This window comes from Streptomyces sp. NPDC021019 (assembly GCF_044333295.1).
Classification (GTDB): domain Bacteria; phylum Actinomycetota; class Actinomycetes; order Streptomycetales; family Streptomycetaceae; genus Streptomyces.
In genome coordinates, this window is record NZ_JBIRQR010000002.1 from 361,332 (window position 1) to 386,365 (window position 25,034).

Annotated in this window: 24 protein-coding genes and 1 riboswitch; of the genes, 6 read left to right on the forward strand and 18 right to left on the reverse strand. The window is 72.5% G+C overall.

Annotated elements, in window-relative coordinates; translation table 11 throughout:
* Window positions 1-7: 7 nt before the first annotated feature.
* From ACH4RG_RS12560 to ACH4RG_RS12575, 4 genes are all read right to left on the reverse strand, one after another.
* Window positions 8-1,003 carry a 2-hydroxyacid dehydrogenase gene (locus ACH4RG_RS12560; RefSeq protein ID WP_397916418.1) on the reverse strand — a complete coding sequence of 332 codons (996 nt, stop codon included), beginning with the start codon at window positions 1,001-1,003 and terminating at the stop codon, window positions 8-10.
* A gap of 105 nt (window positions 1,004-1,108) precedes the next feature.
* Window positions 1,109-1,753, reverse strand: coding sequence for a response regulator transcription factor (locus ACH4RG_RS12565; protein ID WP_365541170.1), 645 nt, complete (start codon window positions 1,751-1,753; stop codon window positions 1,109-1,111).
* A gap of 74 nt (window positions 1,754-1,827) precedes the next feature.
* The gene (macS, locus tag ACH4RG_RS12570; protein WP_397916419.1) at window positions 1,828-3,072 is read right to left on the reverse strand and encodes a MacS family sensor histidine kinase; all 1,245 of its coding nucleotides are present in this window, start codon (window positions 3,070-3,072) and stop codon (window positions 1,828-1,830) included.
* A 33-nt stretch (window positions 3,073-3,105) separates the two neighbouring features.
* The gene (locus ACH4RG_RS12575) at window positions 3,106-3,897 is read right to left on the reverse strand and encodes a lysophospholipid acyltransferase family protein (protein WP_397916420.1); all 792 of its coding nucleotides are present in this window, start codon (window positions 3,895-3,897) and stop codon (window positions 3,106-3,108) included.
* A gap of 220 nt (window positions 3,898-4,117) precedes the next feature.
* On the opposite strand from ACH4RG_RS12575, the gene ACH4RG_RS12580 reads away from it, so the two are divergent.
* Both ACH4RG_RS12580 and ACH4RG_RS12585 read left to right on the forward strand, forming a co-directional pair.
* Window positions 4,118-4,897, forward strand: a complete 780-nt coding sequence (locus tag ACH4RG_RS12580) for an alpha/beta hydrolase (RefSeq protein ID WP_397916421.1) — start codon at window positions 4,118-4,120, stop codon at window positions 4,895-4,897.
* Window positions 4,890-5,585, forward strand: coding sequence for a hypothetical protein (locus ACH4RG_RS12585; protein ID WP_397916422.1), 696 nt, complete (start codon window positions 4,890-4,892; stop codon window positions 5,583-5,585). Before ACH4RG_RS12580 ends, ACH4RG_RS12585 begins: the two co-directional genes overlap by 8 nt.
* A gap of 31 nt (window positions 5,586-5,616) precedes the next feature.
* Here ACH4RG_RS12585 and ACH4RG_RS12590 read toward each other — a convergent pair whose 3' ends face one another.
* From ACH4RG_RS12590 to ACH4RG_RS12615, 6 genes are all read right to left on the reverse strand, one after another.
* Window positions 5,617-6,429 carry an endonuclease/exonuclease/phosphatase family protein gene (locus tag ACH4RG_RS12590; protein WP_397916423.1) on the reverse strand — a complete coding sequence of 271 codons (813 nt, stop codon included), beginning with the start codon at window positions 6,427-6,429 and terminating at the stop codon, window positions 5,617-5,619.
* Between the two features lie 79 nt (window positions 6,430-6,508).
* Window positions 6,509-7,450 (reverse strand): ROK family glucokinase, encoded by a 942-nt coding sequence (locus ACH4RG_RS12595; RefSeq protein ID WP_397916424.1) that lies wholly within the window; start codon window positions 7,448-7,450, stop codon window positions 6,509-6,511.
* A 119-nt stretch (window positions 7,451-7,569) separates the two neighbouring features.
* Window positions 7,570-8,049, reverse strand: a complete 480-nt coding sequence (locus tag ACH4RG_RS12600) for a DUF5304 domain-containing protein (RefSeq protein WP_018957441.1) — start codon at window positions 8,047-8,049, stop codon at window positions 7,570-7,572.
* 83 nt (window positions 8,050-8,132) lie between these two features.
* A complete protein-coding gene (locus ACH4RG_RS12605) occupies window positions 8,133-9,320 on the reverse strand; it encodes an ArsA-related P-loop ATPase (RefSeq protein ID WP_397930463.1) in 1,188 nt (395 codons plus the stop codon).
* A gap of 5 nt (window positions 9,321-9,325) precedes the next feature.
* Entirely contained in the window at window positions 9,326-9,775 is a 450-nt protein-coding gene (locus ACH4RG_RS12610; RefSeq protein WP_397916426.1) for an SRPBCC family protein, read from the reverse strand.
* Window positions 9,776-9,884: 109 nt separating this feature from the next.
* Window positions 9,885-10,691 carry a metallophosphoesterase gene (locus ACH4RG_RS12615; protein ID WP_397916427.1) on the reverse strand — a complete coding sequence of 269 codons (807 nt, stop codon included), beginning with the start codon at window positions 10,689-10,691 and terminating at the stop codon, window positions 9,885-9,887.
* A 276-nt stretch (window positions 10,692-10,967) separates the two neighbouring features.
* Here ACH4RG_RS12615 and ACH4RG_RS12620 point away from each other — a divergent pair, with 276 nt between their 5' ends.
* On the forward strand, window positions 10,968-12,764 hold the full coding sequence (locus ACH4RG_RS12620; RefSeq protein WP_398160947.1) for an AMP-dependent synthetase/ligase: 1,797 nt from the start codon (window positions 10,968-10,970) through the stop codon (window positions 12,762-12,764).
* Window positions 12,765-12,870: 106 nt separating this feature from the next.
* Here ACH4RG_RS12620 and ACH4RG_RS12625 read toward each other — a convergent pair whose 3' ends face one another.
* The gene (locus tag ACH4RG_RS12625) at window positions 12,871-14,013 is read right to left on the reverse strand and encodes a glycosyltransferase family 4 protein (protein WP_398539481.1); all 1,143 of its coding nucleotides are present in this window, start codon (window positions 14,011-14,013) and stop codon (window positions 12,871-12,873) included.
* Window positions 14,014-14,119: 106 nt separating this feature from the next.
* Here ACH4RG_RS12625 and ACH4RG_RS12630 point away from each other — a divergent pair, with 106 nt between their 5' ends.
* Entirely contained in the window at window positions 14,120-15,376 is a 1,257-nt protein-coding gene (locus ACH4RG_RS12630) for a glycosyltransferase 87 family protein (RefSeq protein ID WP_398161069.1), read from the forward strand.
* Here ACH4RG_RS12630 and ACH4RG_RS12635 read toward each other — a convergent pair.
* From ACH4RG_RS12635 to ACH4RG_RS12655, 5 genes are all read right to left on the reverse strand, one after another.
* The gene (locus ACH4RG_RS12635) at window positions 15,352-16,608 is read right to left on the reverse strand and encodes a hypothetical protein (RefSeq protein ID WP_397930460.1); all 1,257 of its coding nucleotides are present in this window, start codon (window positions 16,606-16,608) and stop codon (window positions 15,352-15,354) included. The genes ACH4RG_RS12630 and ACH4RG_RS12635 overlap by 25 nt on opposite strands.
* Window positions 16,609-16,642: 34 nt before the next feature.
* Window positions 16,643-17,671, reverse strand: coding sequence for an NlpC/P60 family protein (locus ACH4RG_RS12640; protein WP_398160943.1), 1,029 nt, complete (start codon window positions 17,669-17,671; stop codon window positions 16,643-16,645).
* A gap of 253 nt (window positions 17,672-17,924) precedes the next feature.
* Entirely contained in the window at window positions 17,925-18,950 is a 1,026-nt protein-coding gene (locus ACH4RG_RS12645) for an NlpC/P60 family protein (RefSeq protein WP_397916432.1), read from the reverse strand.
* Window positions 18,951-19,242: 292 nt separating this feature from the next.
* On the reverse strand, window positions 19,243-20,604 hold the full coding sequence (locus ACH4RG_RS12650) for an NYN domain-containing protein (protein WP_397916433.1): 1,362 nt from the start codon (window positions 20,602-20,604) through the stop codon (window positions 19,243-19,245).
* Between the two features lie 39 nt (window positions 20,605-20,643).
* The gene (locus tag ACH4RG_RS12655; RefSeq protein WP_015608051.1) at window positions 20,644-20,886 is read right to left on the reverse strand and encodes a hypothetical protein; all 243 of its coding nucleotides are present in this window, start codon (window positions 20,884-20,886) and stop codon (window positions 20,644-20,646) included.
* 193 nt (window positions 20,887-21,079) lie between these two features.
* Between ACH4RG_RS12655 and ACH4RG_RS12660 the strand changes: the two genes are divergently transcribed.
* Window positions 21,080-21,826: a rhomboid family intramembrane serine protease gene (locus ACH4RG_RS12660; protein WP_397916434.1), complete on the forward strand. Its 747-nt coding sequence runs from the start codon at window positions 21,080-21,082 to the stop codon at window positions 21,824-21,826.
* Window positions 21,823-22,104 carry an Lrp/AsnC family transcriptional regulator gene (locus ACH4RG_RS12665; RefSeq protein ID WP_003969641.1) on the forward strand — a complete coding sequence of 94 codons (282 nt, stop codon included), beginning with the start codon at window positions 21,823-21,825 and terminating at the stop codon, window positions 22,102-22,104. Before ACH4RG_RS12660 ends, ACH4RG_RS12665 begins: the two co-directional genes overlap by 4 nt.
* 74 nt (window positions 22,105-22,178) lie before the next feature.
* On the opposite strand, the gene ACH4RG_RS12670 is transcribed toward ACH4RG_RS12665, so the two are convergent.
* Window positions 22,179-23,558, reverse strand: a complete 1,380-nt coding sequence (locus ACH4RG_RS12670) for an aminotransferase class V-fold PLP-dependent enzyme (protein ID WP_398160939.1) — start codon at window positions 23,556-23,558, stop codon at window positions 22,179-22,181.
* A 178-nt stretch (window positions 23,559-23,736) separates the two neighbouring features.
* A riboswitch (SAM riboswitch) is annotated at window positions 23,737-23,854 on the reverse strand.
* A 106-nt stretch (window positions 23,855-23,960) separates the two neighbouring features.
* A complete protein-coding gene (gene trpD / locus ACH4RG_RS12675; RefSeq protein ID WP_397916436.1) occupies window positions 23,961-25,025 on the reverse strand; it encodes an anthranilate phosphoribosyltransferase in 1,065 nt (354 codons plus the stop codon).
* Window positions 25,026-25,034: the final 9 nt, after the last annotated feature.

Sequence of the window (25,034 nt, forward strand, 5' to 3'; positions counted from 1 at the left end):
AGCGGCCTCACACCCGCGGCACGAGGACGTTCTCGCTGTGGCGGCGGGCCAGGTAGTCGGTGACGTTCTTGACGGTCGCGTCGATGATCTGGCCCACCGCGTCCTCGGTGTAGTACGCCTGGTGGGAGGTGACGACGACGTTGGGGAAGGTCACCAGACGGGCGAGGGTGTCGTCGTCGATGCCCTCCAGGGACTTGTCGAGGAAGAACAGCCCGGCCTCCGCCTCGTACACGTCGAGTCCGACGCCGAGGAAGCGGCCCGCGCGCAACTCGGTGACCAGGGCGGCGGTGTCGATGAGGCCGCCGCGGCTGGAGTTGACGAGGATCGCGTCGTCCTTCATCGCCTTGAGGGCGACCGCGTCCAGGATGTGGTGGGTGCTGGGCAGCAGCGGCACGTGCAGGCTGATCAGGTCGGCCTCGGCGAACAGCCGCTCCTTGTCGACGTACTCCATGCCCAGCTCGACGCAGGCCGGGTTCTGGGCCACGTCCCAGCCGAGCAGCTTCATGCCGAAGCCGTGGGCGATCCGGGTGAACGCCTCGCCGATCTTCCCGGTGCCGAGCACACCCACGGTCCGGCCGCGCATGTCCCGGCCGAGCAGCCCGTCCAGGCGGAAGTCGAAGTCCCGGGTGCGGCTCGCGGCGCGGATGATGCGCCGGTTGACGGCCATGGCGAGCGTCCAGGCGAATTCGGCGACCGAGTACGGCGAGTAGTACGAGACCCGGGCGACGCGCAGCGCGAGGCGCTCGGCGACCTCCAGGTCGATGTTGTTGAAGCCGGTGGAGCGCTGCGCGATCATCTGCGTGCCGCCCGCGGCGAGTGTCTGGAGCACCTGGGGGCCGAGGTCGGCGTTGACGCTGGTGGAGACGATCTCGTGGCCGGCCGCGATGGGGGCGGTGTCCCGGTTCAGGAAGACGTCCAGGCACCGGACCTGGTGCAGCCCCGCGAAGGCCTTCTCGATCAGGGGCTTCTCGTCGGACTGCACACCGAAGGCCAGGATTTCCACCGGTACTCCCTCTGTTTCCGCGGGCGGGCCGCACATCGCGCATATCCGGACATCGCGAAGGGGCCGGACATCGCGAATATACGGGTCCGTCCCCGGACCCGCCGGTCAGACGTCGTCGAGGCCGCGCTCGATGGCGTACCGCACGAGCTCAACGCGGTTGTGCAGCTGGAGCTTGCCGAGGGTGTTCTGCACGTGGTTCTGCACGGTGCGGTGCGAGATGACCAGGCGTTCGGCGATCTGCTTGTACGAGAGTCCCTTGGCTACCAGCCGCAGCACCTCGGTCTCCCGGTCGGTGAGCTGCGGGGCCTTGGGCTCGTTCGACGCGACGGGGACGGGGTCGGAGGCGAGCCGGCGGTACTCGCCGAGGACCAGGCCCGCGAGGCCCGGGGTGAAGACCGGGTCGCCGGCCGCGGTGGAGCGGACGGCGTCGGTCAGCTCCTGGGTGGAGGCGGACTTGAGCAGATAGCCGGTGGCCCCGGACTTCACCGCCTCCAGGACGTCGGCGTGCTCGCCGCTCGCGGAGAGGACCAGGACCCGCAGGCCCGGGTGGGAGCCGACGAGCTCCTTGCAGACCTGGACGCCGGGCATGCCGGGGAGGTTCAGGTCGAGGACCAGGACGTCCGGGCTCACGGCCTTGGCCCGGCGGACCGCCTGCGGGCCGTCGCCGGCGGTCGCGACGACGTCGAAGCCGGACTCGGCCAGATCTCGGGCGACCGCGTCGCGCCACATGGGGTGGTCGTCGACGACCATGACCCGGATGGGCCGGTCCGCGACCCCCTGCCCGTCCTGTGCCGCGTTTGCTGTGTTTGCCGCGTTCGGCGTACTCATCGGGCCGATCCTGCCTTCCCCCGGGAAACCTTCGGTGCTTTGGGAACCTTCAACTCGACCTCGCAGCCCTGTCCGGGCACCGAGATCAGCTCTGCCGTGCCGCCCAGGTCGCGCAGCCGGCCGCGGATGGACAGCGCGACGCCGAGCCGCCCCTCCCCTTCCGCCTGGGCGAGCCGCCCCTCGGGGATGCCGGGGCCGTCGTCCCGGACGGTGACGATCACCTCGTCCGGCTCGTCCTCGACCAGGATCCATGCCTGGGCGTCCGGACCGGCGTGCACGGTCACGTTGTCCAGGGCTGCGCTGACGGCGGCGGCCAGCTCACGGGCCGACTCGGCGGGGAGCAGCACCGGGGCGCCCGGCTCCGCGAAGCTCGTCCGGGACCCCGCGTACGGGGCGAGCAGGGCGCGCAGGTCGCAGGCGGCCCCGGCGACTTCGTCGTCCACGTCGACCGTGCGGACCACGGCCCCCTCGGCGGCGTCCTCGGAGACCCGGGTCGGTGGGACCAGGCCGCTGGAGACCAGGGTGCGCAGGGCGACCTCCTGCTCCCCGGCCATCCGGCCCAGCTCGGCCGCCTCGCCGCCGATGGCGGTGCCCCGGCGCTGGACCATGGCGAGGACCTGGAGCACGCTGTCGTGGATGTCGCGGGCGAGCCGTTCGCGTTCGCGGGTGGTGGCCTCGATCTCCAGGGCGCGGGCCAGGGTGCGTTCACTGGCGCGGGCGACCTCGACGACGTACCCGATGGCGATGGAGGCGACCCAGACCAGCAGGACGTTGTGGTAGGTGTCCCGGCTGGGCTCGCCGCGCTGGATGATGTTGGCGGCGGCGACGAACGTGGAGGCGAAGGCCGCCCACCGCCAGCCGCCCTTGATCGCGAAGGCGAGGACCGCGCCGGCCGTCCAGATCGACGGCAGCGTCGGGCCGTCGAACGACTGGGAGTCGAAGTCGGCGAGCGGGGTGAGCAGGATGCCGGTCAGCGCGACGACGAGGTCGGCGACGAGGAAGCGTTTGGTGCAGCTCGCGGCCGAGCGGACCTTCGGCAGCGTGGCGAGCGTCCAGACGAAGAGGAACGCCAGATACGCGACGGCCACCCAGGGCCGCTCGAACCTCTGCTGGCCGAAGTTGTCCTTCCCGAAGATCGCGAGCAGCACCGCGTAGAGCATCGTCAGGACGCGGTAGCCCGTCAGCGCGCGCCAGAGCGGCAGCTCGACCGACATGCGTACGACCCGCTCACGCTTGGCCATGGCCCCACACCCCCCGGACGGTGAACGACGCGGTTACGCGCCGGACCGTTCCGTTCCGTTCTCGTTGTCCGCGGCGGCCTGCTTCTGGGCACGCTTGGCCTCTTCGGCCAGGGCCTTCGCCTCCTGGGCCCGGGCCTTCGCCTCGTCGGCGATCTGGCGCTTGGCGGCGGTGGCGTAGACGTCCACGTACTCCTGGCCGGAGAGCTTCATGATCTCGTACATGACCTCGTCGGTCACCGAGCGCAGGATGAAGCGGTCGCCGTCCATGCCCTGGTAGCGGCTGAAGTCCAGCGGCTTGCCGATCTTGATGCCGGGGCGCATCAGCTTGGGCATCACCTGGCCGGGCGGCTGGATCTTCTCGGTGTCGATCATGGCGACCGGGATCACGGGCGCTCCGGTGGCCAGCGCGACCCGGGCCAGACCGCCGGGCTTGCCCCGGTAGAGGCGGCCGTCGGGCGAGCGGGTGCCCTCGGGGTAGATACCGAAGAGGCCGCCGCTCTCGACGACCTGGATGCCCGCCTTGATCGCCGCCTCGCCCGCGCCGCGGGCTCCGGAGCGGTCGACGGGGAGCTGGCCGACGCCCTTGAAGAAGGCGGCGGTGAGCTTGCCCTTGACTCCGGGGGCGGTGAAGTACTCGGCCTTGGCGATGAAGGTGACCTTGCGGTCCAGCACGGCCGGGAGGAAGAACGAGTCGGAGAACGACAGGTGGTTGCTGGCGAGGATCGCCGGACCGCGCTCGGGGATGTTCTCCAGGCCCTCCACCCACGGCCGGAAGGCGAGCTTCAGGGACCCGCCGATGGAGAACTTCATTGCGCCGTAGATCAACTCTTGTGCCTCCTGTGTGCTGTCGTGGAGACCTTAGCCTGTGAGGCCGTCGCGGCCTGTGCCCGGCCTGGGCGGACCGGCTGCCCGGGCGGGCCGTGCGGGGCGGCCGCGGGGGCCGTGACGGCCCTGGTCGGTGTCGGTCCGGTCGCGTACGGTGAAGTCATCCGTCAAGCACTCCCCCAGGTGCCCGCCCGCCCCGTCCCACGAACAGGAGACCCTGGTGCCGGTCCTCCCTGGAGCCGAGCCGTTCCGCCACGAGGGCGGAGAGGTCGGCGTCCTCCTCTGTCATGGCTTCACCGGATCGCCGCAGTCGCTGCGCCCTTGGGCGGACTATCTCGCCGAGCGCGGGCTGACGGTCTCGCTGCCGCTGCTGCCGGGCCACGGCACCCGGTGGGAGGACATGGCGGTCACCGGCTGGCAGGACTGGTACGCGGAGGTCGACCGGGAGCTGCGGGTCCTCGGGGAGAAGTGCGAGCGGGTCTTCGTCTTCGGTCTGTCCATGGGCGGCGCGCTGAGCCTGCGGCTGGCGGCCAAGCACGGGGACACGATCAGCGGTCTGGTGCTGGTCAACCCGGCCAACAAGGTGCACGGCCTCTCGGCGTACGCCCTGCCGGTGGCCCGTCATCTGGTGCGGACGACCAAGGGCCTGGCCGACGACATCGCGCTGCCGGGCTCGCACGAGGTGGGCTACGACAAAGTGCCGCTGCACGCCGCGCACTCGGTGCGGAGGTTCTTCCGGCTGGTCGACGGGGAGCTGCCGCAGGTGACCCAGCCGGTGGTGCTGCTGCACAGCCCGCAGGACCATGTCGTGCCGCCCGCGGACAGCGCGCGGATCCTGAGCCGGATCTCCTCGACGGACGTCTCGGAGATCCTGTTGGAACAGAGCTACCACGTGGCGACGTTGGACCATGATGCGGAGCGGATCTTCGATGAGAGCTACCGGTTCATCGGCCGTCTCGCACCGAGCGTCGGGATGAAGGGGAGCACGTCCGGTGGCTGAGCACGACGCGGAACGCACAGGCAGCGACGAGGAGCGCGAACCGCGCCCCACGGAGCCCGCGGCCGTCCCCGAGGGGACGAAGCCGGCGGGGGCGGAGGGAGCGGAGCAGGAGCCGGCGATCGACGAGGACGCGGCATGGGCCGCGATCGTCGAGGGGTACGGGGAGGAGCCACCGGACCCGCCGGGCGCCAAGCCGTTCAAGGCCGTCGAGGACCTGGCCCTGCTGGAGGACGATCAGCGCAATGTGGTGGGGCCGAAGGACGGCTCCGCCGGTGATCCGGCGGACAAGGGGTCGGGCAAGACGCCCCCGAAACCGCCGGAGAAGAAGCCGCTCGGCAGCTCCGTGGTCTTCGCGCCCGGTGTCGCCGGCCCCCGCGACTACGAGCTGCCCGAGTCCAAGGACGACGGCGAGGGCCGGCCGGACGACGGGGACGAGGGCCATTTCGTGCCCCCGGAGCCGCCGCCGCTGCCGGAGGCCGACGTCACGGCGAAGTTCGCCTGGCTCGCGGTGATCGGCGGGCCGGTCCTGATGCTGATCGCGGTGATGCTCCGCTGGGAGATGACGTGGTGGCTCACCACACTCTGCGTCGGCGGCTTCCTCGGCGGCTTCGCCACCCTGGTGGCCCGGATGCCGCACGACGACGATGACGACACCTACGGCGACCCGGGGCGCGGCGCGGTGGTGTAAGGACTGTCCCGCTGTTCTCGGCGGGACAGCCCTAGGCCCTGTCGCCGAACTCCCGTCCCGGAGGGCGACGACGGGAGTTCGACGACAGGACCTGGCCCGCGGGAATCCTGAGGGCGGCCAGGACCGGCAGGTGGTCCGTGGCCGCCCTCAGGTCGTCTCCGCTCACCCCGTCCAGCCCGCTCGGCACACCGCAGCCGAGCACCTCGATGCCGGGGGTCGCGAAGACGGCGTCGATGCGCTTACGGGGTTCGTCGGGCGGGAACGTCAGCTCGCCGCCCCACGGAGCGACGGCCCGGCAGTCCTGGAGGGGCCCGGCCAGGTGCCGGAACGCCTTGCCGGTCGGTACGTCGTTGAGGTCGCCGCCCGCCACGGCGTGGTCCACGCCCATCGCCGCCAGCCGTTCCAGCAACAGGCCGGCCTGGGCGAGGCGTTCGTCGCGCCGGAGGCTCAGATGGCAGCTCAGCACCCCGAGCCTGGCTCCGGCGATCCGCACCACGGCGGTGGCGAAGCCCCTGCGGTGCAGGCCGGGGGTGAGCGGCAGCAGGACGTCCTCGGTGCGCTCGACGGCCACCCGGAGCGAGCACAGCAGCAGTGGTCCGGCGGCGGTGGCCCCGCCGCTCAGCACCACCAGGCCGCTGCTCTTGGCGAGCCTGGCCGCGGCCTTGCGCCAGCGGAAGAAGCGCGGGGCCTCCTGGACGAGGACCAGGTCGGGTGCGCAGGCGCGGATGACGCGGGCCAGCGCGGCGGTGTCGTCGTGCATCGACCGGACGTTGTAGCTCAGCACTCTGATGACGGCTGAACCGTCCGGCTCGGTACGGGAGACGGGCAGGGGCGTCAGGACCATGCGGGCCACGATACGACGGACGCCCGCCGTGGCCCGGGAGGGCGACGACGGGCGTCCGGTGGGTCGGGTGAAGCCGTTCTCAGCCCTGGCGGGCCAGGTCTGCCGCGCCCACGAGCCCTGCCTTGCCGCCGAGTTGAGCGGCCAGCACCTGGGCGTGCGGGCGCCATTCGCCGCCGATCAGCCAGCGCCGGAACGACTTGCGGATCGGGTCGAGGACGAGCTCGCCCTCGTCCGACACGCCGCCGCCGACGATGAACGCGGACGGGTCGAACAGCGAGGCGAGGTCCGCCAGTCCGGCGCCGGCCCAGCGGGCCAGCTCGCGGAACGAGTCGACGGCCACGGGGTCGCCCTGGCGGGCGGCCGCGCTGATGTGCTTGCCCTCGATGCCGTCCACCGAGCCGTCGCCGAGGCCGAGCAGCACGGCGGCGTTCTCGGGGGTGGCGTTGGCGCGCTGCTTCGCGTACCGGACGAGCGCGCGGCCCGAGGCGTACTGCTCCCAGCAGCCCTGGCTGCCGCACCCGCAGAGCAGTCCGTCCGGGACGACCCGGATGTGGCCGAACTCGGCGGCCACGCCGAAGCGTCCGCGGCGCAGCTTGTTGCCGATGATGATGCCGCCGCCGAGGCCGGTGCCGAGCGTGATGCAGATGACGTCGTCGTGCCCCTGGCCGGCCCCGAAGCGATACTCGCCCCAGGCCGCGGCGTTGGCGTCGTTCTCGACGACGACGGGCAGGCCGACGCGCTGCTCGACCTTGTCCTTGAGCGGCTCGTGGCGCCAGTCGATGTTCGGTGCGAAGAGCACGGTGGCGCGCTTGTCGTCGACGTAACCGGCGGCGCCGATGCCGACGGCCTCCACCTCGTGCCCCTCGCTCGCGCCGGCCACCGCCGCGCAGATCGCGTCGACGATGCCTTCGGCCGTCGGCGGGGTCGCCACCTTGAACGTCGAGAGGATCCGGCCCTCTTCGTCGACCACTCCAGCCGCGATCTTCGTGCCGCCGATATCGACGCCGATGGTGAGTCCCATGAATCCCTCAGTTTCGGTCGAGCCCCGCTAGGGGCAACCGTACCCGAGGCGGGGCCCTGCCCGGCCGGGGCCGGTCGGTCCCGGCCGATGTGTCCGGTCAATACCGGCCGGTCGCCCGGTCAGTCCAGGTCGATGCGTTCGGTGCCGGAAGGGCCTTCGTCCCGGGGGTCGGACGGGTCGTCGGCGGCCTTCTTCGAGGGGTCGGCGGGGCGCGCGGCGCCCGACGCTCCCTCGGTGGTGCGGGTCCAGCGGCTCTCCTGGCCCTCGACCGCGGAGCGGTAGGCGGCCAGCAGCTCGCTGCCCGCGGCGGCGAGGTGGTCGAAGAGCTGCGGGTTGCGTTCGATGACCGGTTCGACGGCGGACTTCGCCTGCCGGATGGCCTGCTGGACCGCGCCCTGCGCGGCGGCGCCCAGCAGCGGGGTCTGGAGCGAGGAGACCTTGTCGGCGACCGCGTCGACCAGCTTGCGCAGTTCCTCGGCGGCGGATCCGGGCTGGGGGCCGTACTGGGCCCGGCGGCGGGCCTTCTCGGCCGCGAGGTCCTCGGCGCAGGCGTCGGCCCACGCGTCGCCGTCGACGGGACGATCGGTGGCTTCACTCATGGCGGACTCCTGCTACGCGGGGCGGCCGACGGTCGGCCTGCGGTACACGTACCACCGACGTTACCCGAATGGCCGCGGGCCGTTCAGGAGGTGCGCGGCCACAGGGCCGGATCGGGCGTGAACCGTACCCGCAGCACCCCGTCGGCCAGGGCCGCGCCGGAGACGGTGCAGCGGCGCAGCGCGGAGGCGATCCGCACGACGCGGTGGAAGAGGCCGACGGTCAGGAGCAGTTCGTCGCCCCGGCGGACCAGGCGCAGGTGCTCCTTGGCGGCCCCGGGCAGGGGCAGGCACCAGGTGAGGGTGAGGGTCCCGTCCTCGGCCTCCGGGTCCTCCTCGACCCACCAGGGGTCCTCGGCCCGGCCGGGCGTCCGGTGGTCGGGGGCGGGTATCTCCAGCGCGGCCAGGTCGTCCGGGCCCTGCGGGTCGCGGCCCAGGTGGAGGGCCTCGTGCACGGGGAGGTCCGGAGCCGTGTCCTGGTGCCAGTGGTCCAGGCACTTCTCCTGCTGGGCGGCGAGCGCGGCGAACCAGGGGTCGGGCGAGTGCCGGGGCAGCACGCGGGAGGCGACCAGCAGGTCGGCGCGGAGTCCGTGCAGGGCGAGGCCGGTACGGGCCGCGCGCAGGGCGTCCTCGCCGGCCGGGCCCGGCTCCGCGACCAGGCGGAGCGTGGTGGCCCCGTCCTCGATCAGGGCCTGGACGGCGGCCAGCTCGGCGTCCTTGCGGGCGGCGGCCTCGTAGAGCCACTGCGCGGGCATCGGGACCCCGGCGAGCTGGGCGAGGACCGGGCGCAGGGCGCGGGCGGCCTGGCGTTCGGCGGGGAGCAGTCGGCGCAGGTAGCGGCGCAGCTGTTCCGGCAGGGCGAGCAGGGACAGGGCTTCGGCGAGCGGCGGGAGGTCGACGACGAGGGTGTCGTAGCCGGACCAGTCGCCCTCGGCGGCCCGGCGCAGGGTGTGCAGCAGGGCGAGCTGCGGGGAGCCGGGGAGTTCGGTGAGCTCCTCGCCGTCGAGCCGGCCGGCGCCGAGCAGGTCCAGGACGCCGGAGGCGCGCTTCTGGAGCTCGGTGAGTTCGGCGCGGAAGTGCTCGCCGGAGTCGATGCGGGCGTGGTCGAGGCGGTCGGCGGCCCGGGTCGGTTCCGGGGCGGCCGGGAAGCCGGGTACGGCCTCGGCGGAGACCAGGAGCGTACGGCTGCCGCTCGCGGCCGCGGCCAGTGCGGTGGCCGCGGCGACGGTGGTGCGGCCCGCGCCGCCGGGGCCGGTGACCAGGACCGTACGCACGGCCCTCAGCTCCCCGGTGCGGACTCGACGCGCTTCTTCAGGCCGGCGAGGGCGCGGTCGATGATGACCTTCTCGGCCTTGCGCTTGATCATGCCGAGCAGCGGGATCTTGACGTCGACGGCGAGCTTGTAGGTGACCTCGGTGCGCTCGCCGCCGCCGAGCGGGGCCAGCGCGTAGGTGCCGTCCAGGGAGCGCAGCATCTGGGACTTGACGAGGCTCCAGCTGACCTCGTTCGGTCCGGTCCAGGTGTAGGAGAGGACGTGGTCGTCCTTGATCGCTCCGGCGTCCAGGACGAGGCGGACCTGCTCGGCGCGGCCCTGGTCGTCGGTGGAGAGGACTTCGGCCTCCTTGACCTCGCCGGTCCACTCCGGGTAGCGGGCGAAGTCCGCGATCACGCCCATGACGTCGGCCGGTGCCGCCTCGATCGTGATGCTCGAGCTGGTGTGTTCAGCCATCGCCGTGGCCCTCCAGTGCGGTGTAACCGGTCGCGTTCGGCAGGAGCCTGCCGCTGTGCAGGCTATCGCGTGCCCGGCGCGCTCCGGTCCACGCCCCGGCCGCCCGCGGTCACCAGCTCAGGACCCAGGGTGTTCCGGTCGAGGCGAAGTGGCCGACGTTGACGCACTCGGTGGTACCGATCCGCATCCGGCGGACCAACGGCTGATGAACATGGCCGAAAAGCGCGTATCGGGGGCGGGTGGCGCGGATCGCCTCCAGCAGGGCGCGGCTGCCGCGTTCGAAGCGGCGGGCGACGGTGTCGTACGTCAGCTCGGGGACCTCGGGCGGGATGTGCGAGCAGAGGACGTCGACCGGGCCGATCGCCTCGACCTTGGCGGCGTACTCCTCGTCGCTGATCTCGTACGGGGTGTTCATCGGGGTCCTGAGGCCGCCGCCGACGAAGCCGAAGACCCGGCCGCCGATCTCGACGCGTTCGCCGTCGAGCACGGTGGTGCCGGGGCGGGCGTACTCGGGCCAGAGGTCGGGGACGTCGACGTTGCCGTAGGTGGCGTACGTCGGGGTGGGGAAGGCGGCGAAGAGTTCGGCGTACTGCTTGCGCACCGCGCCGAGGATCTCGGTGTCGCGGTCGCGGCCCGCCCACAGCTCGCGGCCGAAGGCGCGGGCCTCGTCGTAGCGGCGGGCGGTGCGCAGGGCGACGATGCGGTCGGCGTTCTCCTTGCCGAACAGGTCGGGGAAGATGCCGCGCGCATGGTCGGCGTAGTCGAGGAAGAGCACCAGGTCACCGAGGCAGATCAGGGCGTCCGCGCCGTCCCCGGCGCGGGCCAGGGCCTCGGTGTTCCCGTGTACGTCGCTGACCACGTGGATCCGGGTCGATCCTCCGGCCCGGCCCCGGCTGTCCGGTTCGCTGCCTCGCATGGGATCACCCTAGGGTGCGGCTTCCGTCGCTGGTAGACCGTCCGGACCTGCGGTTACTTCCACGTCGGGACGGCAGTGGACTACTGTGCGCGAAAGGGTCATTTATATGTGTGATGCATAAGACATCTGGCCGGAACCCCCTATCCGGAACCGAGTACCGGTGGGTAACGTCCGGGCAGTCCAGTCGTGCTCACCCCACGGAGCACCCCAGTCTTGGACCGCAGCCGGTGCGTCGCACAGAGCCGTGGCACCGGAGCCCGATGAGGAGCAGCAGTCTTGCGCGAGTTCAGCCTTCCGGCCCTGTACGAGGTCCCGACGGACGGCAACCTGACGGATCTCATCCGCCGCAATGCCGCTCAGCATCCCGAAGTCGCGGTGATGAGCCGCAAGGTGGCCGGCGTCTGGACGGACGTCAGTGCCACGCGGTTCCTGGCCGAGGTGAGAGCCGCCGCCAAAGGTCTGATCGCCTCGGGCGTGCAGCCCGGCGACCGGGTCGCCCTGATGTCGCGCACCCGTTTCGAGTGGGTGCTGCTGGACTTCGCGATCTGGAGCGCGGGCGCGGTGACCGTGCCGGTGTACGAGACCAGTTCCCCCGAGCAGGTGCAGTGGATCCTCGGTGACTCGGGGGCGGTGGCGGTGGTCGTGGAGAGCGACGCGCACGCCGCCTCCGTCGCCTCCGTACGGGACGCGCTGCCGGAGCTGGAGCACGTCTGGCAGATCGACGCCGGCGCGGTGGACGCGCTGGGCAGGACGGGGGCCGAGGTCTCGGAGGAGACCATGGACCTGCGCACCCGCAGCGCCAAGGCCGACGACCCGGCGACGATCGTCTACACCTCGGGCACCACGGGCCGCCCCAAGGGCTGTGTGCTCACCCACCGCAGCTTCTTCGCGGAGTGCGGCAACGTGGTGGAGCGGCTGAAGCCCCTCTTCCGTACGGGCGAGTGCTCGGTGCTGCTGTTCCTGCCCGCCGCGCACGTCTTCGGCCGACTGGTCGAGGTGGCCTCGGTGATGGCCCCGATCAAGCTCGGCTGTGTGCCGGACATCAAGAACCTCACGGACGAGCTCGCCTCGTTCCGGCCGACGCTGATCCTGGGCGTGCCCCGGGTCTTCGAGAAGGTCTACAACGCGGCCCGCGCCAAGGCCCAGGCCGACGGGAAGGGCAAGATCTTCGACCGGGCGGCCGACACGGCGATCGCCTACAGCCGGGCGCTGAGCACCCCGCAGGGCCCCGCACTCGGGCTGAGGCTCAAGCACAAGCTCTTCGACAAGCTGGTCTTCGGCAAGCTACGCGCCGTCCTCGGCGGCCGGGGCGAGTACGCGATCTCGGGCGGCGCGCCGCTGGGCGAGCGGCTCGGCCACTTCTACCGGGGCATCGGCTTCACGGTCCTGGAGGGCTACGGCCTGACCGAGACCTGCGCGGCGACCGCGTTCAACCCGTGGGACCGGCCGAAGATCGGCACGGTCGGCCAGCCGCTGCCCGGTTCGGTCGTGCGGATCGCGGACGACGGCGAGGTGCTCCTGCACGGCGAGCACCTGTTCACCGGCTACTGGAAGAACGAGTCGGCCTCGGCCGAGGCGCTGGCCGACGGCTGGTTCCACACCGGGGACATCGGCACGCTCGACGAGGACGGCTACCTCGCGATCACCGGCCGCAAGAAGGAGATCATCGTGACGGCGGGCGGCAAGAACGTCGCCCCCGCGGTGATCGAGGACCGCATCCGCGCGCACGCCCTGGTCGCGGAGTGCATGGTGGTCGGCGACGGCCGTCCCTTCGTGGGCGCGCTGGTCACGCTGGACGAGGAGTTCCTGAGCCGCTGGGCCGAGGAGAACGGCAAGCCGGCCGGCTCGACGGCCCTGTCGCTGCGCGAGGACGCGGAGCTGCTCGCCGAGGTGCAGCGGGCGGTGGACGACGGCAACGCGGCGGTCTCCAAGGCCGAGTCGGTGCGCAAGTTCCGTATCCTGCCTGCCCAGTTCACCGAGGAGGCAGGCCACATCACGCCGTCGCTGAAACTGAAGCGGAACGTGGTGGCGAAGGACTTCGCGGACGAGGTGGAGTCGATCTACCGCTCCTGAGGGGTATGCCGCTCCTGAGGGGGTGTACCGCGCCTGAGCGGTGTGACGCGTACGGAGGGGCCCGCGCCCGGTGACCAGGCGCGGGCCCCTTGGTCGTACGGCGTGGTCACAGCAGGGTCTTGAGCTTCTCCGCCAGCAGGTCCCAGCGCCACTTCTCCTCGACCCAGGCCCGGCCCCGCTCTCCCATCCGCTGCCGCAGCTCCGGGTCGCCGAGCAGCGTCACGATCCGGTCCGCCGACTCCTCGGCGCTGCCGCCGCGCACCACCCACCCGGTCTCGCCGTCGAGCACCGCGTCCGGGGCGCCGCCCGAGTCGCCGGCCACCACGGGCAGCCCGGTCGCGGACGCCTCCAGGTAGACGATCCCGAGGCCTTCCACGTCGAGCCCCCGCCGCCGGGTGCGGCAGGGCATCGCGAAGACGTCCCCGGCCCCGTAGTGCGCGGGCAGCTCGGCCCAGGGCACCGGACCGGTGAAGCGCACCGAGTCCTGGACCCCGGTCTCCGCCGCGAGCCGCTCCAGGTCCTTCGCGTGCGGTCCGCCGCCGACGATCAGCAGCACCGCGTCCGGGATCCGCGCGAGGATCGCGGGCATGGCCAGGATCAGCGTGTCCTGGCCCTTGCGCGGCACCAGCCGGGAGACGCAGACGACCACCGGGCGGTCGGAGAGCCCGAGGCGGGCCCGGACCCGGTCCCCGCCGGACGCCGGGTGGAAGGTCTGCTCGTCGACGCCGGGCGGCAGTTGGACCATGCGCCCGGCGGCCTGGGGGGTGAGGGCCCCGGCGATCCGGGAGCGGGTGTACTCACCGAGATAGGTGATCGTGTCCGTGCCGTCGCCGATCCGGCGCAGCAGCTGTCGGGAGGCGGGCAGTTGCGCCCAGCCGGCCTCGTGGCCGTGGGTGGTGGCGACGAGCCGCCTGGCGCCCGCGCGGCGCAGGGCGGGGGCCATCAGGCCGAGCGGGGCGGCGGCGCCGAACCAGACGGAGGTGCAGCCGTGTTCGCGCAGCAGACCGGTGGCCCGGCGGGTGACGCGCGGGGTCGGCAGCAGCATCGTCGTCCGGTCGCGGACCACGAGGAACGGCTGCTCGGCGTCGAAGGCGGCGGTGGCCGCCGCGCCCTCCTCACCGCGCTTCCAAGTGGAGGCGTAGACGACGACCCGGTCGGGATCCAGGCGCAGCGCCATGTTGTGCAGGAACGCCTGGATGCCACCGGGGCGGGGCGGGAAGTCGTTGGTCACGATCAAGGTCTTGTCCATCGTCGCCGACAGTACCGAACGGCCGCGCTTCACCGCTGCCGCGCTCTCCCGACGGCATCATGAGCCGCCGGGAACCCGGCCGGACACGAGCGACGAAGAGGCGGCGATGACGGCGACGACGGCACGAGAACCCATCGGTGCCGGGCCGTGGCCGTACGCACTGTGGGCGCTGACCCGGGCCTGGCTGCTGGCCTGTGTGTTCAAGGTGGTCACGGTGCCCGGCCCGGACGTCACGGTGGACGTGTCGGTGATCTACCGGAGCTGGTACGAGACGCTGCTGACCGGCACGTATCCGCTGTCCGACGTCACCTGGCAGTACCCGCCCGGGGCCGCCCTGGCGATCCTCTCCCCCGCCCTGCTGCCGTTCCTGGAGTACGCGACCGCGTTCTTCGTGCTGGTGCTGCTCTGCGACGCGCTGGTGCTGGGGCTGCTGCTGTACGCGGGCCGACGGCCGGGGATAAGGGAGGCGGGCGCGTGGGTGTGGATCGCGGGGGTGCCGCTGCTGGGTCCGACGGTCTACGCCCGCTACGACCTGATGGTGACGGCGGTCGCGGTGGCGGCGCTGCTGGCGGGGGTGCGCCGGCCCCGTGCGCTGGGGGCGCTGGCGGCGTTCGGGGCGCTGCTGAAGGGGTGGCCCGCGCTGTTGCTGGCCGGGGTGCGCAAGGGGCGTCCGACGCGGGCAGCGTGGACGTCGGCTGCGCTGACGGCGGCCGGGCTCGCGGTGGCGTTCGCGCTGTGGATGCCGGGGGCGTTCGCGTTCCTGGCCTTCCAGCGGGACCGGGGCACCGAGGTCGAGTCCCTGGGGGCGCTGGTCTTCCACGTGGCGCGGCAGTTCGGCTGGGAGGGGCGGGTGGAGCTGCGCTACGGCTCGCTGGAGTTCGTCGGCCCGCACGTGGAGCTGGTGTCGACGCTGGCGTTGGGACTCGGCGTCCTGGCGCTGGGCTGGCTGCTGCTGTGGCGGCTGCGGGCCCGGACGTTCGCCGCCCGCACCCCGGCCGAGGCGGCGTTCACCGCGGTGCTGCTGTTCACGGTCACCAGCCGGGTGATCAGCCCGCAGTACGTGGTGTGGCTGGTCGGGCTCGCGGCGGTGTGCCTGGTGTTCCGGGGAGCGGCGATGACGTTTCCGGCGGTGCTGGTGCTGGTGGCGGCGGGGGTGACGCTGCTGGAGTTCCCGGTCGGCTTCGGCCACGTGGTGGCGAGCGACGCGTGGGGTGTGGCGCTCCTCCTCGTACGGAACGGGCTGCTGGTGGCTGCCTCGCTGGCCGCGGCGCGGCGGCTGTGGCGGTCGACGGTGCCGGGAAGACCGCGTGCCCGGGGCGCTCTTCTCGCGGGCGGGGATCAGCCGAGCCGGGTGGCGAGGTAGTCGCGCCAGTCGGCCGTGAACTGTTCGGGGGTGGTGTCGAGCACCGCTTTCAGCGCCTGCTCCACCGCCCCCTCGCGCCCGTCGTGCGCGCCGACGGCCTCGTAGAAGGCGATCAGCTTCTCCTTGCCCCAGCGTTCCGCGATCAGCTCGCAGGCCAGCCAGCCGCCCTCGTAGGCACCCGCGAGCTTCGCCGGGTCGCCGTCGAAGCCGAAGTCCGGGTCGGCGGGGAGTTCGGCGGGGGTCCGGCCGCTGCGGACGGCGTCGGCCAACTCGGGGGCGATGGTGGCGGCGGCGCGGTCCTCGCCCCGGTAGGCGGTCCAGTCGGCGAAGCCCTCGGAGAGCCAGACCGGGGTGGCGGTGGAGGTGCTGGTCCGGGTGGCGACATGGGTCGTCTCATGGGTCAGGACGATCCGCTGCCCGAAGCTGCCCAGGGTGGCGTACGCCTGCGGGTTGACGATCACCCGGTCGGCGATGGCCGGGCGCTCGCCGGTGCCGCCGACCTCGCCGGTGGTGACGGCGGCGATGCCCCGGTAGTTGGCCTCCGGCGAGCCCAGCAGCCCCGCCATGTCCTTGACGGAGTCCGGGACGAGGACGACCACCCGGCGGGTCCAGGGGCGCGGCCAGGCGTCCGAGACGGCCGGCACGGCGAGGTCCACGGTGTCGGCGACCTGGCGCAGCTCGCTCTTCGACCGTCCGACGCCCAGAACGATGCTGTGCTCGCCCTCGACGACCTCGACGTCCCCCTGCTGCCACAGCTGCCCGGAGGCGCCCTCGGCGGGCCGGTCGGCGGTGATGTACCAGCGCTCGCCGTCGCGCATCAGCTCCAGGACGCGGCGGGTGGCGACCGGGGCGGTGTCGTACCCGTCGATGCGGTAACGCAGCTCCACGTCGGCGGTGGCCCACTGCCCGTCCTGCTGGGTGATGTCCTTGACGTCGTAGGTCCAGGACTTCAGGGGCACGTCGGCGAGCCGGTCCAGCTCGGTGCGCTGGGCGGCCCGCAGCTTCGCGGCCTCCGGCGCGAGGCCGTCGACGTAGCCCGCCGGGTCGTGGGCGAGGACGGCCGCCGCGCGGCGTTCCAGGGTGGCGTCGAGGGCGCCGGTGGTGAGGGAGGTGTCCGTGTCGGCGGGGGCCGTGCAGGCGGCCGCGGTCAGGAGCACGGCGAGCAGCGGGCCCGCCGGGCGCCGTCTGCCCCGGGGGCGTCCCCCTCGCGCGTCACGTCCTCGTACGGCCACCCTGCCGATCGTACGGTCAGATCCGGTCGTACGGTCAGATCCGGGTCACCGAGGAGACGGGCATCATGCCGACCGGATCGTAGCGGACCGGGGCGCCCGGGTAGGGGGCGTGGATGACCTGCCCGTTGCCGACGTACATGCCGATGTGGCTGGCGTCCGCGCGGTAGGCGACGAGGTCCCCCGGCCGCGCCTGGGAGAGGGGCACCATGCGGCCCGCGTGGCGCTGGGCCTGGGAGGTGCGGGGCAGGCTCACCCCGGCCTGGGCGTAGGCCCACTGCATCAGGCCGGAACAGTCGAATCCGGAGGGCCCGTTGGCGCCCCAGACGTAGGGTCTCCCGAGCGCCCGGTGGGCGGCGGCCACGGCGGACATCGCGCGGCCCGAGCCGGGGGCGACGCCGGAGAGGTCGGGCGGTCCCTCGCGGCCGGAGCGGGAGGCCCGGTCGAAGTCGGCGCGTTCCTCCGGCGGCAGCGAGTCCAGCAGCCGGCGGGCCTCGCGGAGCTTGCCCTCGACGGCGTGCTTGTGGCGGGTGACGGCGGCCCGGTTGCGCTCCAGCTCGGTCAGGGTGCGGGTGGTCTCCGCGCGGGTCTGGGCGAGCTTGCGCTGCGCGTGCCGCAGCCTGTCCAGGGTCATCGCCTGCCGGGCGCCGGCCCGGTCGAGGGCGGCGGCCCGCTCCAGATAGGTGTCCGGGTCGGCGGAGAGCAGCAGGGCCAGGGCCGGGTCGACGGCCCCGCTGCGGTACTGCGCGCCCGCCATCGCGCCCAGCGCGTCGCGCATCCGGTTGACGCGTTCCTGGCCCCGGGCCGTGGCGTCCTGATAGCGGTCCGCCTCGCCGCGCAGCCGGTCCACGCGTTCCCCGGCCTCGTTGTGGCGCTCGGTGGCCTGCTCGGCCTCCCCGTAGAGGCGGTCGACGGCTGCCTTGGCGCTCTCCCGGGTCTCCTTCGGGTCGGCGCTCGCCGGGGCCCCGGTCAGCGTCGCGGCCGCGGTGGCGGCGGCCGCCGAGACGACCGTGACCCGGACGCCTCTGGTGAAGCCGGACTGTGTGGAACGGCGATGGGACACCACAGGTAGCCGCACTCCCTTCCGCTGACGCGGTCGTGCGCAGCCCCTGCCGCCCGGGACGGGCGGACGGAGACCGGGAGCTGCGCGGCAGCCAGACAGTAATCGCGCGACTACGCACCGGCAAAAGACCGCGCCGGTGGCGGCGGAGGGGCAGACGCCGCCGCCCCGCCGGTGACCTTGGTCTCCGGCGGGGCGGGGCGTCAGTGCGGTGCCCGGCGATTCCCTCGTTCGGGTGCGCCGCGGGCATGTCGTGACGTCAGATGCGGACGCCGAACTGGAAGGTGCCCATGTAGTCCATCGACTCGTAGCGGACGTTGGTGCCCGGCTTCGGGGCGTGCAGGACCTGGTTGTTGCCGGCGTAGAAGCCGACGTGCGCCAGGTTGTTGAAGAAGACCAGGTCGCCCGGCTTGAGCTGGCTGCGGCCGATCTTCGTGCCGTCGTTGTGCTGGGTGAACGTGGTCCGGGTGATGGAGACGCCGGCCTGGGCGAAGGCCCACTGGGTCAGCCCGGAGCAGTCGTACGAGTTGGGACCCGTGCCGCCGGAGACGTACGGCTTGCCGATCTGCGTGGCGGCGGCGGCCAGGGCGGCGGCTCCACGGCCGGACGCGGGGGACTCGTTGCCGAGTTCGACCCGGTCGCCGGCGGCGCGGCTGGCGCGCTGCTCGTCGCTCTTCATCTTGTCGCGCTCGGCCTTGGTCAGCGTGTTGAGCAGCTGCTGGGCGTCGGCCAGTTTGCCCTGGTACTTCTTCTTGTTCTCGCCGAGCGCCTTGCGGACGTCGGCGAGGTCGCCGAGCTTGTCCTGGGCTTCCTTGCGCTGCTGGGCGAGGGTGCGCTGCTTGGACTGGATCTTCTGCAGCGACTCCGTCTGCTTGACCGTCAGCTGGTCGAGCGCGGAGGCCTGGTCGAGGAAGCTGTCCGGGTCCGAGGCGAGGAAGAGAGCCACGGAGGGATCGATGCCGCCGGAGCGGTACTGCGCGGTGGCGATCGAACCGAGTTCGGTACGCAGCGTGTTGAGCTCGGCCTGGCCGCGCGCGACCTTGTCCTGGAGCGCGTCGACTTCCTTCTTCAGGTTGTCCTGCTGCTCCTTGGCCCCGTTGTACTTCTCGGTGGCCGCCTCGGCCTCGTGGTAGAGCTTGTCGACCTTCGCCTTGACTTCGCTCTTGCTCGGCTTGGGGTCGGCGTGGGCGGCCTGGGAGGTCAGGGCCACGGCCGCGGCGGCGGTCGCGGTGAGCACGGTCACGCGGGTGCGGCTCGGCTGCTTGGGACGACGGTGGGACGCCACGAAGGCGAGCTCCTTCTTCCTCAGAGCCGCCTACCGGGCTGTGGGGGAAAGATTCCCCGGCTCCGTGCACATGACGGACTCGGCGGTTCCTTCGCCGTCACCCCCGATGGGTGATCAACCGTGCGAAGGTTCGAGGCCCGACCCTAGTGACCATCTTGTGATCAGTTCAAATCCTCACAGGATTTTTCTCGTCACACCAGGCACTTCTTTACTCTCACCCCACCGCGTGTAGCGGCGACTTGACGGTACGTTCCCAGAAATGCGGCATGCCACACATGCCGAACATATCCCGCTAGACGCGCGAAAGGCGCTTGAGGAGCAAGACGGACGCGACCGGTCGCGCACCGGCCTTGGCCACGCCGTCCGCCACCTCCCGGTCGGTGGAGACGACCACCACGGGCCGCCCCGGCGGTTCCGCGCGGGCCAGCTGGCGGATCAGCTCGTCCGCCGTGACCCCGGCCTTGCTGAACAGCACCCGTACGCCCCGGGGCGGGGCCAGCAGCACCGGGGCGGCCAGCTCGGCCCCGTCGAAGACGCAGGTCATCTCGGCGCCGGTCTGCGCCGCGAGCACCGAGAGCCCGCCCAGCAACCGCAACCGCTGCTTCTCCAGCGGCATCTGGGGATAGCCGGTCTTGGTGACGTTGTAGCCGTCCACGATGAGGTGGGCCTGCGGCAGCGCCAGCAGCTGGTCGAGCAGCGCCGGATCGGTATCCGAAAGGGCCCTGGCCGCAATGTCCTTGGGCGACATCCGGCCGGGCTCCACCGCGTCCACGGTGTCGGCGGGACGTGTCGTCGCCGGGGGGAGCGCCAGCTCCCGCCGCAGCCCGGAGGCCGCGTCCAGCACCGTGTCCAGGAGCAACCGCAGCCGCATGTCCTCCACCGAGCGGCCCTCACGGGCGGCCCGGCGGCTCGTCTCCAGGGCCGCCTCGGCCTCTCCCAGCCGCCCCTTGAGCCGGCGCGACTCGCTCTCCGCGGCGGAGAGCTGGGCCGCCGACTCGGCGCGTACGGTGTCGGCCTCGGCGGCGCCGCGGCGCAGGGCGGCCTCGCCGCGCTTCACCTCGCTCAGGGCGCTGCGCAGCTTGCGGTGGAGCGACTCGGCCTCCTTGCGGGCCGCCTCCAGCTCGGTGCGCAGCCGCTCGGTCTCGGCGCGGGTGTGGGCGCGGGCCCGGTCCAGCTCCTCACGCAGGTGCTCCAGTTCGCGCCGGGTCTCCTCGTCGGCCCGTTCCGCGTCGGCGCGCTGGACCTCCTCGCCGGCCGATTCGACCAGCTTGACCCAGCCGACCGGGCGCAGCACGTAGGCGGCCGCGGCCACATCGAGGGGATCGGCTGCGGCGGGCGGCGAGCCCGCCTCCAGCGCGCCGGTGAGCTCGGGCTGGGACTGACCGAGCCGCTCCCCGATGCGCTGCCGGAAGAGGGCGTCGCTCTCCAGCGCGGCGGCCATCGCGTTCCCCGCGAACTTCGCCCGCCGGGTCGGGGTGAACCGGGCGTACTGTCGTAGCTGGGCGGGCAGTTCGGAGACGGTCAGGCCACCGAAGGCGTCCGAGACCAGCGCGATCACCCGCCGTCGGACACCCTCGGGCAGCGGACGGCCGAGCACCTCCGCACCGCCGTCGGCCTCATCGGCCGGTCCGGCGCCGCTGGTCGGCTGATCCACCGTCCGTCACCCCATAGATGTGTCGAAGGGTGCGCTCCCTCAGGAAGCGGCACCCGGCCTGTCCACCAGTTCGATCTGGTCCACCGCGTTGCACCAGCGACAGCGGACCGACTCGATGGTCTCACTGACGACCTCCCGCTCCTCGACACTCGACTCACCGGCCAGGTCGAGATGCACGTACTCCACGACCTTGGAGGAGCGGGTCACGTCGAAGCGCGTGAGATTGCCGCACAGCGTGCAGCGCCAGCGGGTCCCGTCGGTCGGCAGGGGAACCGTCGTCATCGTTGCGTCCTCTTTCGTCGTCGCCGGGAACCCGCGCCGGGCACGCCGCCGCGTCTCCACCTGTCTACGTCAAGGATCTCGCGGTGCGCCGTCGAACTGCGGAAGTCCTGGCGTAACCCTACGGCCTCGCGTATAGGCATCGGTACGGCGAGGCGCTCCGTCCGGTTCTCCACCGGTACGCCATGCTCTGTCCATGATCGATGGGCGGCAGGCCGACCGGCGGACCACGGCGGGCAGGATCCGGGACGCGGCGTCGAGCGGCGCCCCGGTCACCTACGGCCTGATCGCCGTCTGCGGTGTGATCTTCCTGATCGGCCCGCTCTCCGGGTTCGGCGGCGCCGGCTACGGGAGCGAGGACGCGCTCCTCGCCGCGCAGGCCGGGTACTTCGAGCGGTGGGGAGTGATCCCCGCCGAGCTGTGGGCGGGGTCCACGCATGCGCTGATCACACCGTTCACCGCGCTGTTCGTGCACGGCAGCTGGCTGCACCTGCTGGGGAACCTGTTGTTCCTGTACGTGTTCGGCGCGATGGCCGAGGAGCGCATGGGCCGGTTGCGGTTCGCCCTGTTCTACGTGGGCTGTGGCTATGTGGCCCTGGTCTGCTACGCGGCGGCGCACGCGGACTCCGGGCAGACGCTGGTCGGTGCGTCGGGGGCGATTTCCGCGGTGCTCGGCGCGTTCCTCTACCTCTTCCCCCGGACCCGGGTGACCAGCCTGTTCCCGTTCCTCTTCTTCCTGCCGTTGCGCTTCCCCGCCTGGATGGTGCTGGTCTTCTGGTTCGGGCTCCAGTGGTCGGCGGCGCAGAGCGCGGGCAGCGGCCCCGGGGTGGCGTACCTGGCGCATGTGGCGGGCTTCGCGGCCGGATTCCTGTGCGCCTGGGTGAGTTATGGACGGAGAGCTAGAGTGAAGGTTCCAGCCACCGAGGGAGACAGCCAGCCGTGATCACCGCGATCGTGCTCATCAAGACCAGCGTGGACCGGATTCCGGAGATCGCCGAGGCCATCGCCGCGCTGGACAGTGTCAGCGAGGTCTTCTCCGTCACCGGCACCTACGACCTGATCGCCATGGTCCGGGTCGCCCGGCACGACGACCTCGCCGACGTCATCCCCGGCCGGATCAGCAAGATCCCGGGCGTCGAGGGCACCGACACGCACGTGGCGTTCCGTACGTACTCCCAGCACGACCTGGAAGCGGCCTTCGCCATCGGCCTCGACGCGTAGGCACACCGGCGACGCACCTCGGCCGGGGACGGGCGGCGCGCCTGTCCCCGGCCGAGGTGTTTCATCAGAACGTGTCAGACCCGGGCGGCTTCGCCCCGGTCCGGGACGCAGCGGCCGTCCTCGGTGCGGTAGTTCCACCGGGCGCCCTCGCGGACCAGTTCGGAGACCGCCCGCAGGAACCGGTCGATGTGCTCGTCGGGCGTACCGGCGCCGAAGCTGACGCGGATCGCGTTGAGCGAGCGCTCCCCCGGCTCCGCCTCCGGCGCGCCGCACTCGCCCGGGTCCTGCGGGTCGCTGCCGAGCAGGGTGCGCACCAGCGGGTGGGCGCAGAAGAGGCCGTCCCGCACGCCGATGCCGTACTCGGCGGAGAGGGCGGCGGCGAAGTGCGAGCTGTTCCAGCCGCGCACCACGAAGGAGATGACGCCGACGCGGGGGGCGTCGTCGCCGAACAGCGAGAGCACCCGCACCTCGGGTACCTCGGCGAGTCCCTCGCGGACCCGGCCCACGAGGGCCTGCTCCCGGGCGACCAGGCCCTCGAAGCCGGCCTCGGTCAGGGCCTTGCAGGCGGAGGCGATGGAGTAGACGCCGATGACGTTGGGCGAACCGGCCTCGTGGCGGGCGGCCGTGGTGTGCCAGTCGACGTCCACTCCGCCGTCGGCGCGCCGGGCGACCTTGCGGGACGCGCCGCCGCCGGCGAGGTACGGCTCGGCGGCCTGGAGCCAGTCGGCCCGGCCGGCCAGGACGCCGGAGCCGAAGGGGGCGTACAGCTTGTGGCCGGAGAACGCGACCCAGTCGACGTCCAGTTCGGCGATGTCCACGGGGTGGTGCGGGGCGAGCTGCGCGGCGTCCAGGACGATCCGGGCGCCGTGGGCGTGGGCGGCGGCGGCCAGTTCCCGTACCGGCCACAGCTCGCCGGTCACGTTGGACGCGCCGGTGACGCAGACGAGGGCGGGGCCGTAGGGGTCGCGATCGGCGAGCGCGCGCTCCAGGGTCTCGACGGCCTGGGCCGGGGTGCGGGGCGCGTTGAGGTAGGTGACCTGGGCGTCGCGCCAGGGCAGCAGGGACGCGTGGTGCTCGGTCTCGTACACGAAGACCTGGCAGTCGGCGGGGATCGCGGCGGCCAGCAGGTTGAGGGAGTCGGTCGTGGAGCGGGTGAAGACCACCTGGTCGTCCGCGCGGCAGCCGAGGAACTCCGCGACCGTGCGGCGGCTGTTCTCGAAGAGGTCGGTGGAGAGCTGCGAGAGGTAGCCGGCGCCGCGGTGGACGCTGCCGTAGTACGGGGCGTACGCGGCGACGTCGTCCCAGACGCGCTGGAGGGCCGGGGCGCTGGCGGCGTAGTCGAGCGCGGCGTAGGTCACCTCACCGCCGGTGACGAGCGGGACCGTGACGTTCTGCCCCAGAACGGGCAGGGGGGCACAAACCGACGAGTCGAGGGCAGCGGCGGGGACAGACATGACGAACTCCCGTAACAGGCAGGCGAAATCCATGCGCCGGCAGTACGCGGCAGCGCAGGGAGGGGAAGGGAAAAAGGGTGCGCGGAAGGAGGGCGATCAGCCCTAGCGCATTCGCTTGCTCACAGAAGACTCCCTAGGGACCAGGACCCCGGGGGTTGGCATCCGCTGGATGCCGAGGGGCCCGCGCTTGCCGCAGACCTCGCTGCCTACGGCCTGGTCTTCACCCGGGGCACCCCGCCACGGACGGAGGGTTGCCGGACAGCGGGCCGGGGCCGTAGTCGCTGTCACTCATGACCTGCGCAGCATCTTGCCATACGTGTGCAGACGCGCAAGGGCGCAGTCCGGTATCCGGACTGCGCCCTGTGTCACACCGCGCGGGCCGCGGGCGGCTCCGTCGCGCGTTCAGGCGTTGCTGGCCACCACCCAGCGCTCCAGGGCCCGCTTGGCGGCCCCGGAGTCGATGGCCTCGGCCGCGACGAGGATCTTCGCCGCGAGCTGTTCGGTCAACGTGCCGGGGCCGGGGTCCAGGGCGACCAGGGCCGCCGCCGAGTTGAGCAGCACCGCCTCCCGGACCGCGCCGCCCTCGCCGTCCAGCAGCCGGCGGGCCACATCGGCGTTGTACGAGGCGTCGGCGCCGCGCAGCGCCTCGACGGGGACGATGGGCAGCCCGACGTCGCGCGGGTCGAAGGGCTCCTCGCGGACCGCGCCGTCGCGTACCACCCAGACCCGGGAGGTGGCGGTGGTGGTCAGCTCGTCGAGGCCGTCGTCACCGCGGAAGACCAGGGCCGAGTTACCCCGGTCGGCCAGCACGCCCGCGACGATGGGCGCCATCCGGGCGTCGGCGACGCCGACCGCCTGGGCGCGGACCCGGGCCGGGTTGGTGAGGGGTCCCAGGATGTTGAACGTGGTCTGCGCGCCGAGTTCCTTGCGGGCCTTGGCCGCGTACCGCAGGGCTGGGTGGAACTTCACGGCGAAGCAGAAGGTGATGCCCGCCGCTTCGGCGACCTCGACGACCCGCTGCGGGGTCAGCTCCAGATTGACGCCGAGCTTCTCCAGTACGTCGGAGGAGCCGCTGGCGGAGGAGGCGGCCCGGTTGCCGTGCTTGACGACCTTGGCGCCGGTGCCGGCGATGACGATCGCGGACATGGTCGAGATGTTGACCGTCCTGGCGAGGTCGCCGCCGGTGCCGACGATGTCGACGGTCCGGCCCGGCACCTCGATGGTGTTGGCGTGGGTGTACATCGCGCGGACCAGTCCGATGACCTCGTCGACGGTCTCGCCCTTGGCCCGCAGCGCGACGGCGAACCCCGCGATCTGCGCGTCGGTCGCCTCGCCGCTCATGATCCGGTCCATGGCCCAGGCGGTCTCCTCGGAGCTGAGGTTCTCGCCGCGCAGGAGGGGGTTCAGGAGGCCGGGCCAGGAACGGTCCGCCACGCTGTCGCCGCCGTTCGGGGTCACAACGTTCATGGTCCGCTC